Annotated in this window: 16 protein-coding genes; 7 read left to right on the top strand and 9 right to left on the bottom strand. The window is 73.8% G+C overall.

Annotated elements, in window-relative coordinates; genetic code table 11:
- Positions 1-3 precede the first annotated feature (3 nt).
- The gene (locus tag ITJ44_RS04625; protein WP_194633560.1) at positions 4-525 is read right to left on the bottom strand and encodes a helix-turn-helix transcriptional regulator; all 522 of its coding nucleotides are present in this window, start codon (positions 523-525) and stop codon (positions 4-6) included.
- 230 nt (positions 526-755) lie between these two features.
- On the opposite strand from ITJ44_RS04625, the gene ITJ44_RS04620 reads away from it, so the two are divergent.
- From ITJ44_RS04620 to ITJ44_RS04600, 5 genes are all read left to right on the top strand, one after another.
- The gene (locus ITJ44_RS04620) at positions 756-2,024 is read left to right on the top strand and encodes an extracellular solute-binding protein (protein ID WP_194633559.1); all 1,269 of its coding nucleotides are present in this window, start codon (positions 756-758) and stop codon (positions 2,022-2,024) included.
- 3 nt (positions 2,025-2,027) lie between these two features.
- A complete protein-coding gene (locus tag ITJ44_RS04615; RefSeq protein WP_194633558.1) occupies positions 2,028-2,969 on the top strand; it encodes a carbohydrate ABC transporter permease in 942 nt (313 codons plus the stop codon).
- A gap of 11 nt (positions 2,970-2,980) precedes the next feature.
- Positions 2,981-3,886 carry a carbohydrate ABC transporter permease gene (locus ITJ44_RS04610; RefSeq protein ID WP_194633557.1) on the top strand — a complete coding sequence of 302 codons (906 nt, stop codon included), beginning with the start codon at positions 2,981-2,983 and terminating at the stop codon, positions 3,884-3,886.
- A gap of 32 nt (positions 3,887-3,918) precedes the next feature.
- The gene (locus ITJ44_RS04605; RefSeq protein WP_194633556.1) at positions 3,919-5,781 is read left to right on the top strand and encodes a glycoside hydrolase family 3 N-terminal domain-containing protein; all 1,863 of its coding nucleotides are present in this window, start codon (positions 3,919-3,921) and stop codon (positions 5,779-5,781) included.
- 89 nt (positions 5,782-5,870) lie between these two features.
- Positions 5,871-7,010, top strand: a complete 1,140-nt coding sequence (locus tag ITJ44_RS04600; protein WP_194633555.1) for a LacI family DNA-binding transcriptional regulator — start codon at positions 5,871-5,873, stop codon at positions 7,008-7,010.
- Positions 7,011-7,020: 10 nt separating this feature from the next.
- On the opposite strand, the gene ITJ44_RS04595 is transcribed toward ITJ44_RS04600, so the two are convergent.
- Both ITJ44_RS04595 and ITJ44_RS04590 read right to left on the bottom strand, forming a co-directional pair.
- Positions 7,021-7,218 carry a hypothetical protein gene (locus ITJ44_RS04595; protein WP_228494486.1) on the bottom strand — a complete coding sequence of 66 codons (198 nt, stop codon included), beginning with the start codon at positions 7,216-7,218 and terminating at the stop codon, positions 7,021-7,023.
- 11 nt (positions 7,219-7,229) lie between these two features.
- Positions 7,230-7,784, bottom strand: a complete 555-nt coding sequence (locus tag ITJ44_RS04590; protein WP_194633553.1) for an MOSC domain-containing protein — start codon at positions 7,782-7,784, stop codon at positions 7,230-7,232.
- Between the two features lie 135 nt (positions 7,785-7,919).
- Here ITJ44_RS04590 and ITJ44_RS04585 point away from each other — a divergent pair, with 135 nt between their 5' ends.
- Entirely contained in the window at positions 7,920-8,597 is a 678-nt protein-coding gene (locus ITJ44_RS04585; protein ID WP_228494485.1) for a hypothetical protein, read from the top strand.
- Positions 8,598-8,643: 46 nt separating this feature from the next.
- Here the strand turns inward: ITJ44_RS04585 and ITJ44_RS04580 are convergent, their stop codons facing one another.
- Together ITJ44_RS04580 and ITJ44_RS04575 are read right to left on the bottom strand one after the other, a co-directional pair.
- Complete coding sequence (locus ITJ44_RS04580; RefSeq protein WP_194633551.1) at positions 8,644-10,047, bottom strand: MFS transporter; 1,404 nt, start codon at positions 10,045-10,047, stop codon at positions 8,644-8,646.
- A gap of 104 nt (positions 10,048-10,151) precedes the next feature.
- Positions 10,152-11,567 carry an MFS transporter gene (locus tag ITJ44_RS04575; RefSeq protein WP_194633550.1) on the bottom strand — a complete coding sequence of 472 codons (1,416 nt, stop codon included), beginning with the start codon at positions 11,565-11,567 and terminating at the stop codon, positions 10,152-10,154.
- Between the two features lie 231 nt (positions 11,568-11,798).
- Between ITJ44_RS04575 and ITJ44_RS04570 the strand changes: the two genes are divergently transcribed.
- On the top strand, positions 11,799-12,077 hold the full coding sequence (locus ITJ44_RS04570) for a hypothetical protein (RefSeq protein ID WP_194633549.1): 279 nt from the start codon (positions 11,799-11,801) through the stop codon (positions 12,075-12,077).
- 28 nt (positions 12,078-12,105) lie between these two features.
- On the opposite strand, the gene ribH is transcribed toward ITJ44_RS04570, so the two are convergent.
- From ribH to ribD, 4 genes are read right to left on the bottom strand one after another with little or no spacing between them, the layout of a single operon-like run.
- On the bottom strand, positions 12,106-12,588 hold the full coding sequence (gene ribH, locus ITJ44_RS04565) for a 6,7-dimethyl-8-ribityllumazine synthase (RefSeq protein WP_194633548.1): 483 nt from the start codon (positions 12,586-12,588) through the stop codon (positions 12,106-12,108).
- Entirely contained in the window at positions 12,585-13,934 is a 1,350-nt protein-coding gene (ribA, locus tag ITJ44_RS04560; protein WP_194633547.1) for a GTP cyclohydrolase II, read from the bottom strand. The genes ribH and ribA overlap by 4 nt, the downstream gene beginning before the upstream one ends.
- Entirely contained in the window at positions 13,931-14,572 is a 642-nt protein-coding gene (locus ITJ44_RS04555; RefSeq protein ID WP_194633546.1) for a riboflavin synthase, read from the bottom strand. Before ITJ44_RS04555 ends, ribA begins: the two co-directional genes overlap by 4 nt.
- The gene (gene ribD, locus ITJ44_RS04550; RefSeq protein ID WP_194633545.1) at positions 14,572-15,648 is read right to left on the bottom strand and encodes a bifunctional diaminohydroxyphosphoribosylaminopyrimidine deaminase/5-amino-6-(5-phosphoribosylamino)uracil reductase RibD; all 1,077 of its coding nucleotides are present in this window, start codon (positions 15,646-15,648) and stop codon (positions 14,572-14,574) included. The genes ITJ44_RS04555 and ribD overlap by 1 nt, the downstream gene beginning before the upstream one ends.
- Positions 15,649-15,668 lie beyond the last annotated feature (20 nt).

Genomic DNA, 15,668 nt, shown 5'->3' with positions numbered 1-15,668 from the left:
AGGTCAGACCGGGCGCCGCCGACCCCGCCTGACCGCGTCCTCGTCGAGCGACCGGTCCCGCGACAGCGGGTACGCCCGGTCGAGGCGCGGGCCCAGCACCACCCGGAGCAGGAACCGCGACAGCAGCGCGCCGCCCGCCCAGTACGCCCCGATGAGGAGCGCCGCGACGCCGGGCAGCACGTGCGTGGCGATGCCGGCCACCACGAGCAGGGTCCAGACGATCCCGACCCCGGAGTACAGGGACCGGTAGCCGTCGACCGCCCGGTCGCGCTTCTCCTGCTGCCGCTCCGCGCGGTCGTCGAGCGCCGACACCGTCCGGCCGAAGTCGTCCCCGCCGACGGCGCCGAAGAGGTCCCGCACGGGCACCTCCAGCGCCTTCGCGACGAGCGACAGCGTCTCGAGGCTCGCGTCGTTCCCCGCCTCCAGCCGCTGCACCGTGCGCACCGTGATCCCGCTGGCCTCGGCCAGCCTGTCCTGCGTCCAACCCCGCTCGCGGCGGAGGTCCGCCACCCGTGTCTCGTTCATGGGCTCAGCTTGGCCGCCGGACGAGACCCTCGCCACGACGGGGACCCGACAGGTCCCCGACACGAGCGCGACAGCGACGCGACAGCGCCCCGCACGCGGGGCCGACGGGAGGTGCGATCCCGCGCTTGCCCCCTGCACGGGGTCCATGAGATGCTCGTCCCGCTGCGCTTCTTATGCGCATAAGTAACTCATCGGCTCGCGACGCGGGCGCTTCGTTCAAGGAGGAACACGTGAAGACATCCATGCGTCTCGGCGCGGTCGCGACCGTGCTGGCGGCCACCGTCGCGCTGACCGGCTGCGGCCGGTCCGCCGACGAGGGATCCGGCGCCGCGGCCGCGACCACCCTCGGCTCCGCTCCCGCGACCGGCAAGGTCACCATGTGGGCGATGGGCGCGGAGGGCGAGGCCCTGCCCGCGTTCCTCAAGACCTTCGAGGACGCCAACCCGGACGTCGAGGTCGACGTCACGGCGATCCCCTGGGACGCGGCGCACAACAAGATCCAGACCGCGATCGCGGGCGGCACCACCCCGGACATCGCGATGATGGGCACCACGTGGATGGCCGACTTCGCCGACGCCCTCACCACCGTCCCGACGGACGTCGACGCGAGCGGCGCCTTCCCCGGCTCCCTCGCCACGAACACCGTGAAGGACCGCGCGGCCGGCATCCCCTGGTACGTCGACACCCGCGTGCTCTACTACCGCACCGACCTCGCGGCGAAGGCCGGCTGGACGACGGCCCCCACCACCTGGGACGAGCTCAAGCAGATGGCGTCCGACATGAAGACGAAGGCCGGCGCCGCGCACGGCATCCGCCTCCCCGCCGGCAACGACGCCTTCCAGGGGACGCTCTGGATGCCGTGGTCGAACGGCGCCGAGATCGCCGACGGCGCGAAGTGGACCCTCGACACCCCCGCGATGCAGGAGGCCTACGAGTACTACGGCAGCTTCTTCGCCGACGGCATCGCCGACCCCGACGTCGACGTCTCGTCCGGCGCGCAGGAGGCGTCGTTCGTCGACGGATCCACGCCCATGCTCATCGAGGGCCCCTTCGAGATCGGCCAGCTGAAGGCCGTCGGCGGAGCGGACTTCGCCTCGAAGTTCACCACCGCGGTGCTCCCGGCCAAGGAGACCTCGGCGTCGTTCAGCGGCGGCGCGAACCTCGTCGTCTTCGACCAGGCCAAGAACCAGGACGCCGCATGGAAGCTCGCGCGCTGGCTCGGCCAACCGGAGACGCAGGCGGCCTGGTACGCCGCGACGGGCGACCTGCCCGCGCAGCAGTCGGCGTGGCAGGACCCGGCCCTGCAGTCCGACCCCACCCTCGCTGCCTTCGGCGAGCAGCTGAAGACCGCGAAGTCCGTGCCCGTCAGCACCAACTGGGTGAAGGTCGGCTCGGCGGCGGACTCGGCGCTCGAGCAGATCCGCCGCGGCACCGCGACCGTGCCCGACGCGCTCGCGAAGCTGCAGTCGGACGCCGACGCCATCGGCTCGGCGGAGTAGCCGTTGGCCATCACCGCTCCCCGCGCGGCCGGGACCCGTCCCGGCCGCGCCCGGTCCCCGCTCGTCGCCCGGCAGCGCCGCCGCCAGGCGCTCATCGCCTGGGGCTTCTGCCTCCCGTTCGTCGCCGTCTTCGCGGTGTTCATGCTCGTGCCGCTGGTGAGCTCGTTCGCCATGTCGTTCACGGACTTCCGCGCGACCGACATCCGCTCGCCGTTCGCCGTGGACTTCACCGGCCTCGACCAGTACGCGAAGCTCTTCACCGACGCCACGTTCCTCCGCTCCATCGGCGTCACGGCCTTCTTCGTGGTCGTCGGGATCCCGGTCACGATGGTCATCGCTCTCGCGCTGGCCCTCGCGCTCAACTCGGGCCGCGGCCGGATCGTGTCGTTCTTCCGGGTCGGCTTCTACGCGCCCGTCGTGACGAGCATCGTCGCGGTGTCGGTCGTGTGGCGCTACATCCTGCTGCCGGACGGCCTGCTCAACTCCGCGCTCGCGGTGGTCGGGATCACCGGCCCCAACTGGCTGAGCGACACCACGTGGGCCCTGCCCTCGCTCGTCGCGATGGCGGTGTGGCGGAACGTCGGCACGCTCATGATCATCTTCCTGGCGGGCCTGCAGGCCGTGCCCGAGGAGGTGCAGGAGGCCGCGGTGATGGACGGCGCGAGCCCCTGGCGCCGGCTGGTCTCGGTCACGCTGCCGCTTCTGCGCCCGACGCTGCTGCTCGGATCCGTGCTCATCTCGGTCGGCTTCCTGCAGTTCTTCGAGGAGGCGTTCGTGATGACGCGCGGCGGCCCCCTCGACTCCACGCTGTCCGTCGCGTACTACACGTACCGGCAGTTCGGCTTCGGCGAGTACGGCCTCGCCTCCGCGGCGAGCTACGTCCTCTTCCTCGCCATCGCCCTGCTCAGCCTGCTGCAGTTCCGGCTGCTGCGGTCGAAGGACTGAAAGGCACGCGCATGACCACCACCGCATCCGCCCCCGCCCCCACGGTCGGCGCTGTCGCCGCGACCGGCGCCCCGCCGCGCCGCCGGCGCCGCACCGACCGCGGCCGCCGCACCCGCGCGATCGTGTACCTCGTCCTCGCCGCCGTGCTCTGCGTCTGGCTCGTGCCGTTCGTCTGGATGGCGCTCGGGTCCGTGAAGACGCAGGGCGAGATCCTGCAGCGGCCGCCGACCTGGTGGCCCCAGGATCCCGTCGCGGACAACTTCGCGCAGTGGTTCGGGCCGCTCGACTTCGGCACGTTCTTCTCCAACAGCCTCGTGGTCGCGCTCATCACCGTGCTCGGCAACCTCGTGTTCTGCTCGATGGTGGGCTACGCGCTCGCGAAGATGGAGTTCCCGGGCAAGCGCGTCCTGTTCCTCACCGTGATGGTGACGCTCATGGTGCCGGGCGTCGTCACGTTCGTGCCGCTGTTCGTCATGGTCTCGGGGCTCGGCCTCGTGAACACGTACGCGGCGCTCATCCTCCCGTTCATCACGGCGCCCATCGGGGTGTTCCTCATGCGGCAGTTCATGCTGGGGATCCCCGAGGCGCTCATCGAGGCCGCGCGCCTCGACGGCGCGGGGGAGTTCCGCATCTTCTCCCGCATCGTGATGCCGCTGTGCGGGCCGCCGCTCGCGACCCTCGGCATCCTCACGTTCCTCGCGTCGTGGAACAACTTCCTCTGGCCGCTCGTCGCGGCGCAGACCGAGGGCATGTACACGCTGCCGATCGCCCTGTCGCTGTACTCGACCGGGCAGAACGCGACCGACTACGGCCTGCTGCTCGCGGGATCCGTGCTGGTGATCGCGCCGATCCTCGCCCTGTTCGTGTTCCTGCAGCGCTACTTCATCCAGGGCGTCGCGACCGCCGGCCTCAAGTGACCCCTTCCCGCCTCCGACCCCTGGAGACCCCCATGCCCCACGCCCCGCGCACGCTCCTCACCGCCCCGGACGGCACCCGGTTCCGCGACCTCGACGGGGACGGGGTGATGTCGCCCTACGAGGATCCGCGCCGGACCCCCGAGGAGCGCACGGACGACCTCGTCGGGCGCCTCAGCATCGAGGAGAAGGCGGGCCTCATGTTCCAGACCGTGATCGAGGTCGGCGCCGACGGCGAGCTGAAGGAGGAGCCGGGCGCGATCTCGAAGTCCGGCACCACCGAGGTCGTCGTCGGCAAGGCCATGAACCACTTCAACGTGCACGAGATCCGCTCGGCGCGGCAGGCGGCGCGCTGGAGCAACCGGCTGCAGGAGCTGGCGGAGTCGACGCCGCACGGCATCCCGGTGACCGTGAGCACGGATCCGCGCCACGCCTTCGTCGAGAACGCGGGCGTCGCGTTCTCCGCCGGCCCGTTCTCGCAGTGGCCGGAGGCGCTCGGGCTCGCGGCGCTCGACGACGTGGACGCGATCCGCGCGTTCGCCGACGCCGCGCGGCAGGAGTACGTGGCCGTCGGGATCCGCGCGGCGCTGCACCCGCAGATCGACCTCGCCACGGAGCCGCGCTGGGGCCGCCAGGCGCAGACGCTCGGGCACGACGCCGAGCGCGTCGCCGAGTTCACGGCCGCGTACCTCGAGGGGTTCCAGGGCGACGCGCTCGGATCCACGAGCGTCGCCTGCACCACCAAGCACTTCCCGGGCGGCGGCCCGCAGAAGGACGGCGAGGACGCGCACTTCCCGTACGGCCGCGAGCAGGTGTACCCGGGCGGCATGTTCGAGTACCACCTGCGGCCGTTCCGTGAGGCGATCGCGCGGGGGACCGCCGCGATGATGCCGTACTACGGGATGCCCGATGGCCTCGTGCGCGACGGCGAGGAGATCGAGCCGGTGGGCTTCGGCTTCAACCGGCAGGTGATCACGGGGCTCCTGCGCGAGGAGCTCGGCTACGACGGCGTCGTGGTCACCGACTGGGAGCTCGTGAACGACAACCACGTGGGAGACCAGGTGCTGCCGGCGCGTGCGTGGGGCGTGGAGGAGCTGACGCCCGACGAGCGGATGGAGCGGATCATCGCCGCCGGCTGCGACCAGTTCGGCGGCGAGGAGTGCGTGGACGTGCTCCTCGACCTGGTGGCCTCGGGGCGCGTCAGCGAGGCGCGCATCGACGAGTCGGTGCGGCGCCTCCTGCTCGTGAAGTTCCGGCTCGGCCTCTTCGACGACCCGTACGTCGACGAGGCCGAGGCCGAGCGGGTCGTCGGCCGGGCGGACCTCCGCGCGCTCGGCTTCCGGGCGCAGGCCGCGTCCGTCACCGTGCTCGAGAACCGGGAGCGCGACGGCCGGCCCACGCTGCCGCTGCCCGTCGACGGCCCCCGGCTCCGCGTGCACGTCGAGGGCATGCGCCCCGAGGCGCTCGACGGCTGGGCGGATCCGGCCGACGGGCCCGACGACGCCGACCTCGCGATCGTGCGGCTCGGCGCCCCCTTCGAGCCGCGCTCCGACCTGTTCCTCGAGGCGTGGTTCCACCAGGGGTCGCTCGAGTTCCCGCCCGGTCTCGTGCACCGGCTGCGGCGGATCGCCGACCGCTGCCCGCTCGTCGTGGTCGTGAACCTCGACCGGCCCGCGATCATGACGCCGCTCGTGCCGTTCGCCGCCGCGCTCGCCGTCGACTACGGCAGCTCCGACGCCGCCGTGCTCGCCGCGCTCACGGGGCGCATCGCTCCCGAGGGACGGCTGCCCGTGGAGATCCCGCGCTCGATGGACGCCGTGCGCGCGTCGCGGACGGACGTGCCGTCGGACACGGAGGACCCGGTGTACCCGCTGCACCACGGGCTCCGGATCCGCTGACACCGCCCGCGTCCGCATCCGTCCGCGCGGCGCCGGGTCGCGGTCGTCCGCGCCCGCCTCGCTACGCTTCCAGGAGAGAGGACGGTCGCATGAGCCCCCGGCGCCCCACGGTCTACGACGTCGCCGAACGCGCGAAGGTCTCCATCGCGACGGTGTCGTTCGCGTTCAGCCGCCCCGACCAGATCAGCGTCGCCACGCGCGAGCGGGTGCTCGAGACCGCGCGGGAGCTCGGCTACATGCCGAGCGCGTCCGCCCGCGGCCTCGCCCGCGGACGCACGGGCGCGCTCGGGCTGCACTCGTTCGACCTCCTCATCGACCGGCCGCTCCAGCGCGAGCCCGCGGATCCCGCCGCGTCCGCCCAGCCCGCGCACGTCACGGCGCCCTACGCGCCCGGCCGCACCTTCATCCCCTGGGACGACGCGGGCGAGATCGCGGCGGACCCGCGCGCGTTCCCGCTCTACGTCGACGAGGTGCGCCGCGGCTTCGAGCTCGAGTGCCGCGCCCACGACCGCCCGGTGATGCTCAGCCGTGGCAGCGACACGACCACCGCGGTCGCCGAGTCGGCCGGTCGGGTCGACGGCCTCGCGATCTTCCCGGGACCGTCGGCTGCCGCGTCGCTGAAGCGCGTCTCGCTCGCCATGCCGATCGTGCTGTTCAGCTACCCGCCCGCCGACGACGGGCACCACCGCGTCACCTCCGACAACGTCGGGGGGACGCGCGAGCTGGTGCGGCACCTCGTGCTCGAGCACGGGATCACCGACCTGGGCTTCGTGGGCGCGACCAGCGTCGGCGACTACCGGGAGCGCTTCCAGGGCTACCGCGAGGCGCTCGCGGAGCTGGGGGTGGCGGCGTCCGGCGAGGTGCTCGACGACACGGTGCTGGGCGAGGGATCCGGCTTCGGCGGGGTCGTCGCGGCCCTCCGCGCCGGGCGGCTGCCGCGGGCGCTCGTGTGCGCGAGCGACCAGCTGGCGCTGGCCCTCGTCGACCTGCTGCGCGCCGAGGGGGTCGACGTGCCGGGGGACGTCGTCGTGACGGGCTTCGACGGGATCCTCGCGGGCCTCCTCGCGACGCCGCGCCTCACGACAGTGCGGCAGCCCATGGAGGCGATGGGCCGCGCGGCGGCCCGCATCCTCATCGACACGACGACGAGCCAGCAGCCCGCCGACCCGGTGACGCTGCGGCTCGGCACGAAGCTCGTGGTGCGCGAGAGCTGCGGCTGCCGGGGCTGAGGCCGGGCTCCTAGCGGCGGAGGCCCCGGCGGCGCGCGACCTCGACGCCGAGCGCCACCAGCAGGATCACGGCGCCCAGCGCGGCGAAGGACCACGCGACCTCGATGCCGGCCGGCTCCTCGCCCGCGATGCCGCCCATCACGGCGCCCAGCGCGACCGCGAGGACGAGCGCGCCGATGCCCGCGAGGGACGCCGCGAGGATCCTCATGTCGGCGACCATCAGACCGGCTGCAGCGCGTGCTGCTCGCCCGCGGGCAGCTCCACGCGGACGGCGTCGTCGGGGCGGACCTCCCCGCCGGTGATCACGACGCCCATCACGCCGGACTTCCGCACGACGTTGCCGTCGGCGTCGCGGTCGAGCACCGCCTTCATGGCGCCCGCGCCGAGCCCGTCGATCTGGATGCAGGGGTTCCGCAGCCCGGTCAGCTCGACCACGGCGTCCGCGCCGAGGTGGAGGCGCGTGCCCGCGGGCAGGTCGAGGAGCGGGACGCCCGCGGTCGTGACGTTCTCGCCGAGGTCGCCGGGGCCCACGGCGAAGCCCTTCTCCGCGAGCTCGTCGTGCAGCTCGGCGTGGACGAGGTGCACCTGGCGGAGGTTCGGCGCGTCCGGGTCGCGGCGCTTGCGCGACAGGTGCTGGACGGTGGTGCCGAGGTGCGCGTCGCCCTCGACGCCGAGGCCGGCGAGGAGCGTGATCGACGTGCGGACGGGCTTGGAGAAGCGGTGGGCGTCGTCGCGCGCGACCGCGAGGACCCGGGGCGATGCTGGCGGCTGCATGCCAGCGACGATAGCGGCGCGGCGGGCGCCGGGCCAGCCCCCGGCCGGGACGGGGGCGCGGGGTCCCGATCGCCCGGTCGGCCCGCTAGGTTCGGGGCATCGACGGCGATGGGGGATGCGATGCGCGCGACGGCCATGAGCGGATCACCGAGGACGACGCTGGTCGCGGGGCTCGCCTCCGCGGGGGCGCTGCTGCTGCAGCCCGGGCTGCTGGGCGGCTTTCGGATCCAGCCCACGCCGGACATCGCGTCGACGATCGTGCTGCAGGGGCCCGTCGTCACGGTCCTCGTGCTGATCCTCTCGGTGGGTGCCGCCGTGGTGCTCGTGCGCGGCGTGCGCGGTGAGCCGGGGTTGATGCGCGCGTCCCGCGCGGCGGGGGTGGCGGCGCTGGTGGTCGCGGGCGCGCAGATCGCGCTGGCGCTGACGAGCGCGCTCATCGGGCTGACGCTCGCGGACCCGAGGGAGCCGGTGCTGCCGCCGGCGGTCGTGATCCTGTCCGGAGTGGCGGCCGCGGTCCACGCGATCGCGCTCGTCGTGCTCGCCGTGGCCGTGGCCCGCGGGCGGCTGCTCGAGCCGGTGACCCGCGTGTCGCTCCTGGTCCTCGCGCTGGCGACAGCGGCGTCCTGGCTGCCCCAGACGGGTCTCGCGGCGCTCCTGCCGGGTGACGGGTGGTTGCCGCTCCTCCTGCTGCTGGTGCTCGCGCTGCCGCCCGTGATCCTCGTGGCGTCCGCCGGTGTCGCCGTCGGCCTGATGGTGCACGGGAGGTCGGCCGCGATGCGGGCGCGGGCGGAGGGCATCCGCCGCGCGTGGTGACCGGCGGAGGGCCGGGCCGACGGATAGGCCCGGCCCTCCGGTCGCATCAGCGCGCGGCGTCGGCCGTCTGGTCAGCGGTGCCGTGCTCGCGCAGCACCAGGAGAGCCACGAGGGAGATCGCGGACGCGATGCTGAGGTAGACGCCGACGAGCATCACGCCACCGCCGCCGATGTCCCACAGCCACGTGGCGATGAACGGCGCGACGGCCCCGCCGATGATCCCCGCGAGGCTGAACGCGAGGGACGCGCCCGTGTAGCGGACGTCGGCGGCGAACAGGCCGGGCAGCAGGGATCCGACGGCGCCGTACCCGATGCCGATGAGCGCGAAGCCGAGGATCACGAACAGGAGCGTGCCGGGCACGCCCGCCGACAGCAGGGGGTCCATCACCAGTCCGAAGACGACCATGCCGGCGGCGCTCACGGCGACGATCGGACGGGCGCCGCGGCGTTGCGCGAGCGCGCCCGAGACCACGATGGTGATCGCGAAGAACACGACGCCGACGAGGAGCATGAGCAGGAAGTCGGTGCGGGAGTACCCGAGGCCGGCGTGGAACGAGGACGCGTCGAACGGCTTCCCCGCGGCGGTGGCGGCGGCCTGCGCGGCCTCCGCGGTGCGCGGCGACGTGCCGTAGGTGACCGCGAACGTGGTCATCAGGTAGAAGAGCGTGAAGATCGCGAGGAGGGCGAGCGCCCCGAGGACCAGCCCGCGCCAGCCGGTGCGGATGGTGCGGCCGAGCGGCAGCCGGGAGGTCTCGCCGCGGTCGAGGACCGCCTGGAACTCCGGCGCCTCGACGAGCTTCACGCGCACGTAGAGGCCCACGAGCACGAGGACGGCGCTGGCGAGGAACGGCACGCGCCAGCCCCAGGCCTGCAGGTCGGCGGGGGAGAGGCTGAACGAGAGCAGCAGGAACAGGCCGGTCGAGAGGAAGAAGCCGATGGGCGCGCCGAGCTGCGGGAAGGTGCCGTAGATCGCCCGCTTGCCGGCGGGCGCGTTCTCGGTCGCGAGCAGCGCGGCGCCGCCCCACTCGCCGCCGAGGCCGAGGCCCTGGATGAAGCGGAGCAGGGCGAGGGCGGCGGGGGCCGCGATCTCCCAGCCCGGCGTGGTGCCGCTCGGCAGGGAGCCGATGAGCACCGTGGCGATGCCCATGGTGAGCAGCGACGCCACGAGCGTGCGCGTGCGGCCGAACCGGTCGCCGAAGTGCCCGAAGAGCACGGATCCGATGGGCCGGGCGAAGAACGCGACGCCGAACACCGCGAGCGACTGCAGCTGCGCGACCGCGGGGTCGGCGTTCGCGAAGAAGAGCGCCGGGAACACCAGCACGGCGGCGGTCGCGTAGACGTAGAAGTCGAAGAACTCGATCGACGTGCCGATGAGGCTCGCGACCAGGACGCGCGAGCGCGGGTTGGCCGGGGCGACGAGGGGAGGGGCGGTGGCAGGGGCAGCGGTCATGGCGGTGGCTTCCGACTTCAGGGACGGGGAGACGCCACGGATGTGGCGCGCCGACGGTACCGGCGCTCCCCGCCCCTCGGGGCCGGCCGTTCACATGACGCGGGTCAACTGACGTTCCCCGCGTAGTCCGCGTCGCGCGTCTCGCGGCTGACGATCAGCGCCACGAGCGTGATCGCGGCCATGGCGCTCAGGTACACGCCCACCAGCAGGACGTTCCCGTCGAGCAGCCGCCAGAGCGCCACCGCGATGAACGGCGCGACCGCGGCGCCGAGGATGCTCGCGACGTTGTAGCTGATCGCGGATCCCGTGTAGCGCACGTTCGTCGGGAACAGCTCCGGCAGCACCGCGCCCATGGGCCCGAAGGTGAGGCCCATCAGCGTGAAGCCGATGATGAGCAGCGCCATCGTGCCGACGAAGCCGCCCGAGAACAGCGGTACGAAGAGCAGGCCGAAGACGAGGATCCCGACGGTGGTCGCGATGAGCATCCTCCGGCGGCCGTGCTTCTCGGCGAGCGGGCCCGAGACGAGCGTGAAGACGCCGAAGAACACGACGCCCACGATGAGCATGAGCAGGAAGTCGTTCCGCGCGTAGCCGAGGCCCGCGGCGAACGTGTCCGGGTTGAAGGGCTTGCCGGCGGCGGTCGCGGCGGCCTCGGCGGTGGCGGCGTCGCGCGCCGTGGTGCCGTAGGTGAGCGTGAACGTCGTCATCAGGTAGAAGAGCGTGTAGGTCGCCAGCATGATGAACGTGCCGAGGATCAGCGGGCGCCAGCTCGTGACGAACACGCGCGCCACGGGCAGCTTCGCGACCTCGCCGGAGTCGACGACCTTCTGGAACGCGGGCGTCTCGATGAGCTTCAGGCGCACGTACAGGCCGACGATCACGAGCACGGCGCTCGCGAGGAACGGCACGCGCCAGCCCCACGCCTGGAACTGCGCGGGGGTGAGGCCGAGGCTCAGCGCGAGGAAGACGCCGTTGGCGACGATGAAGCCGATGGGCGCGCCGAGCTGCGGGAACGTGCCGTAGATGGCGCGCTTGCCGGCGGGCGCGTTCTCGGTCGCGAGGAGGGCGGCGCCGCTCCACTCGCCGCCGAGGCCGAGGCCCTGGCCGAAGCGCATGATCACGAGGAGCGCGGGGGCCGCTACCTCCCAGCCCGGGGTGAGCGCGGTGGGGAGGCAGCCGATCAGCACGGTCGCGATGCCCATCGTGAGCAGCGACGCGACGAGCGTGCCCTTGCGTCCGACGCGGTCGCCGAAGTGGCCGAAGAGGATGGATCCGATGGGCCGGGCGATGAACGCGACGCCGAACACGGCGAAGGACGCGAGCTGCGCGACGGTCGGGTCGTCGTTGGCGAAGAAGAGCGCGGGGAAGACGAGGACGGCCGCGGTCGCGTAGACGTAGAAGTCGTAGAACTCGATCGACGTGCCGATGAGGCTCGCGATGATCACGCGCGAGCGCGAGTTGCCGGCGGGCGGGGTGGCGGTGGACGGGGCGGCGGTGCGGGCCGCGGGGGTCGTGGACATGGGAGGAGACGGCTTTCGGCTGGTGCGGCGTGAGCGGCAGGGGCGCGCGGATGGGGCGGGCGCCGGGTGCGGCGCGGGCGCCGGTCGGGCGCGGGCGCCGGGTGCGGCGGAGTCGAGGGGCCACTCGTGATGGCCGTGCCGAGTTTACGCCCCTGGGGAGACCGCGCGGGCGGCCCGGAGGCTGGCGGCGCGGTGGATCCCCGCGCCGCCGCCCGACGCACGAGGAGCCCCATGGAGCACGAGACCGGCCGCCAGGTCCTGCCCGGGCTCGCGAAGCTGTGCGGCGTCGGGGTCTTCGCCGCCCTCGCGACCGGGTACTGGTACCTCGCGATCCCGTGCGTCGCCGTCGTCGTGCTCTGCGTCCTGCAGCTGCGCCGGTGGACGCACCAGGAGCTCGAGGAGCGCGCCCGCCTCGCGGAGGCGCCGACCGAGGAGGATCAGGCGGACGCCCTCACGTGGGACGAGGACGGCGGCGTCGCCGTGGATCCGCGCCCCGGCGCGCCGAGCTAGCCCCGCGGCCGCTGCCCGGGCCCGTGGATCACGCCGCGCAGATCCCCTTCAGCAGCAGCGCCGTCGTCACCGCGGCCTCGGCCGCCTCCGCGCCCTTGTCCTCCTTCGAGCCCGGCAGCCCCGCGCGGTCGATGCCCTGCTGCTCGTCGTCGAGCGTGAGCAGCCCGAAGCCGATGGGCTTGCTGGTCAGGAGCGAGGCCTGCGTGAGACCGGACGTCGCCGCGTCGGAGACGTACTCGAAGTGCGGGGTGCCGCCGCGGATGATCACGCCCAGCGCGACGACCGCGTCGGCCCCCGCGTCGAGGGCGGCCCGCGCCACGACGGGGAGCTCGAAGCTGCCGGGCACGCGGATCACCGTGGTGGTGACGCCCGCCGCGTCGAGCACGCGCTGGGCGCCCGCGAGCAGGCCCGCGCTGATCTCCTCGTGCCAGCGACCGGCGACGACGGTGACCTGGAGGCCCCTCCCGTCGAGCGCGGTCGGGTCGATCTCGGGTGCTCCGTGTCCGCTCATGCGGTCTCCTCCTCGGGGATGGTCGTGGCCGGGCCGGCCGTGGTGGTGGTCAGGCCGTCGGGCGCCTGCGCGTCCGGGTAGGCGTCGGGTCCGATGTGCATGTCGGTGTCGAGCACCATGCGGTGCCCCATGCGGTCGCGCTTCGTCTCGAGGTAGCCGGCGTTCACGTCGTTGACGCCGACGACGAGCGGCACGCGCTCGGTCACCTCCACGCCGTGCGCCTCGAGCTGCCGCACCTTCTCGGGGTTGTTGGTGAGCAGGCGCACGTCCTCGATCCCCATCTCCTGGAGGATCGCCGACGCCGCGCCGTAGTCCCGAGCGTCCGCCGGGAGACCGAGGGCGACGTTGGCGTCGAGCGTGTCGAAGCCGTCCTCCTGCAGCCGGTAGGCGCGCAGCTTGTTGATGAGGCCGATCCCGCGCCCCTCGTGCCCGCGCAGGTACACGACCACGCCGCCGTCCCGCTGGATCTCGTCGAGCGCGGCGTCGAGCTGCGGCCCGCACTCGCACTTCATGGATCCGAGCGCCTCGCCCGTCAGGCACTCCGAGTGCACGCGCACGAGCGTCCCGTGCGCGCTCGGCTGCCCGGCGACGATCGCCACGTGGTCGGCGCCCGTGGTGCGGTCCCGGTAGGCGCGCAGCTTGACGGAGCCGTGCGTGGTGGGCACGGTCGTCTCGACCTCGAAGATCACGCGCGACGCCTCGGGGATCGCGACGGCGGGCTCCAGCGGCCGGTCGCAGTGGAACTCCTCGAGGTGCGCCTTCAGCGCCTCGATCGTGATGACCAGCACGCCCTCGCGCTCGCCGAGGGCGAGGAGGCCGGGGAGGCGCATCATCTCGCCGTCGTCCTGCACGATCTCGCTGATCGCGCCGACGGGCGTGAGGCCCGCGAGCGTGAGCAGGTCGACCGACGCCTCGGTGTGGCCGTCGCGGACGCGCACGCCGCCGTCGACCGCGCGCAGCGGCAGGATGTGGCCCGGCCGGTGCAGGCTCGTCGGGACGCTGCCGAGGTCGGCGAGCACGCGCAGGGTGTGCGCCCGGTCGGAGGCGCTGATGCCGGTGGAGAGCCGGTCGGCCGCGTCGACGGAGACCGTGTACGCGGTGCCGCGCGGATCCCGGTTGTCCGCCACCATGAGCGGCAGCTCCAGCCGATCCGCGATCTCGTTCGTCATGGGCGCGCAGATGAAGCCGGACGAGTGCTTCACGAGCCACGCGACCCACTCGGGCGAGGCGGACTCGGCGGCGAGCAGCACGTCGCCCTCGTTCTCGCGGCCCTCGTCGTCGACGACGATCACCGGCCGTCCGGCGCGCAGCTCCTGGAGCGCGGCGGGGATCCCGGCGAGGCTCACGAGCGCGCCTCCGCCCGGGCGTCGCGGGCGTCGAGCGCGAGCATCCTCTGCACGTGGCGTGCGAGCACGTCGGTCTCGAGGTTGACCTCGTCGCCGATCTCCAGCGCGCCGAGCGTCGTCGCGGTGAGCGTCTCGGGGATGAGCGACACCTCGAACCACGCGTCGGCGTCCGGGGTGTCGGTGGGGCTGACGGCGCTCACGGTGAGGCTCACGCCCTGCACGGTGAGGGATCCGCGGTCCACCACGAGCGGCGCGAGCTCGGCGGGCAGCGAGAAGCGGAGGATCCGCCACGCCTCGCCCGGCGTGGTCGCCAGCAGCCGGCCGGTGCCGTCGACGTGGCCCTGCACGATGTGGCCGCCGAGGCGGTCGCCCACGCGCGCGGCGCGCTCCAGGTTCACGCGGTCGCCCACGCCGAGCCGGCCGAGCGAGCTCATCACGAGCGTCTGCCGCATGACGTCGGCCGTGAACCCCTCGGGCGTCTGCGCGACGACCGTCAGGCACACGCCGTCGACGCTGATGGAGTCGCCGTGGCGGGCGTCGGACACCGCGAGCGGCGCCTCCACCGTGATCCGGGCGGAGTCGCCCTCGGCGTCGAGCGCGAGGACGCGTCCGCGCTCCTCGATGATCCCTGTGAACATCACTGGCCTTCCGTGGTGGGTCGCGCGGTCACGAGGAGGTCGTCCCCGAGCCGCGTCGTGCTGATGAGGGTGAGTCGGTGGGCGCCCGGCATGCTCTCGACGCCGAGGTCGCCGGTCGCGGTGCGCGGGCCGCCGAGGAGCACGGGCGCGAGGTAGGCGACCACCTCGTCCACGAGCCCGGCGGCGACGAGCGCGGAGACGATCGTGGGGCCGCCCTCCACGAACACGTGCCGGATGCCCCGGCGTCCGAGCTCCGCGAGGGCCTGCGCGGGGTCGTGGCCGGCGATGCGGATGAGGCGGCGCGGGTGCCGGTGCACGGCCGCGTCGTCGGGGATCGCGCGGTCGCCGAGCACGACGGGCGCGGGCTGGTGCGGGTACGGGATCCCGTCGGGCCGCCGGGCGGTGAGCGCGGGGTCGTCGGCGAGCACGGTGCCGGTGCCGACGAGGATCGCGTCGGCCTCGGCACGGCGGCGGTGCACGTCCTCCCGGGCCGCGGGTCCCGTGATCCAGCGACTCGTGCCGTCGGCGGCGGCGATGCGGCCGTCGAGGCTGGAGGCCCACTTCGCCGTGACGAACGGGCGGCCGAGCCGGGCGGATCCGAGCCACACGCGGAGGAACGCCCCGGCCTCCTCGGCGAGCACGCCGGGCACGACGTCGACGCCCGCGGCGCGCAGGCGGGCCGCGCCGCCCGCGGACTCGGCGCCCGGGTCGGCGACCGCGTACGCGACGCGCGCGACCCCGGCGTCGATCAGCGCGGCGGCGCACGGGCCGGTGCGGCCGGTGTGGTTGCAGGGTTCGAGCGTGACGACGGCGGTGGATCCGCGTGCCCCGCCCGCGGGCAGCTGCCGCAGCGCGTCGACCTCGGCGTGGGCGGATCCGGCGCCGCGGTGGCGGCCCTCGGCGATGACGCGGCCGGCGGCGTCGAGGATCACGCAGCCGACGCGCGGGTTCGGGCCCCACGCGGGCCCCTCGGCGGCGAGCTCGAGGCCACGGCGCATGGCGCGCTCGAGCGCCGGATCGCCGGTCGCGGGGTGGCCGGCCGCGTGCCCGGAGGCTGCCGTCGGGTCGTCGTGCATGGTGTCCTCGTCCGTGGACG

Source organism: Clavibacter sp. VKM Ac-2873 (genome assembly GCF_015351075.1).
Taxonomy (GTDB): domain Bacteria; phylum Actinomycetota; class Actinomycetes; order Actinomycetales; family Microbacteriaceae; genus Clavibacter.
This window is presented reverse-complemented; position numbering and strand designations above follow the sequence as displayed.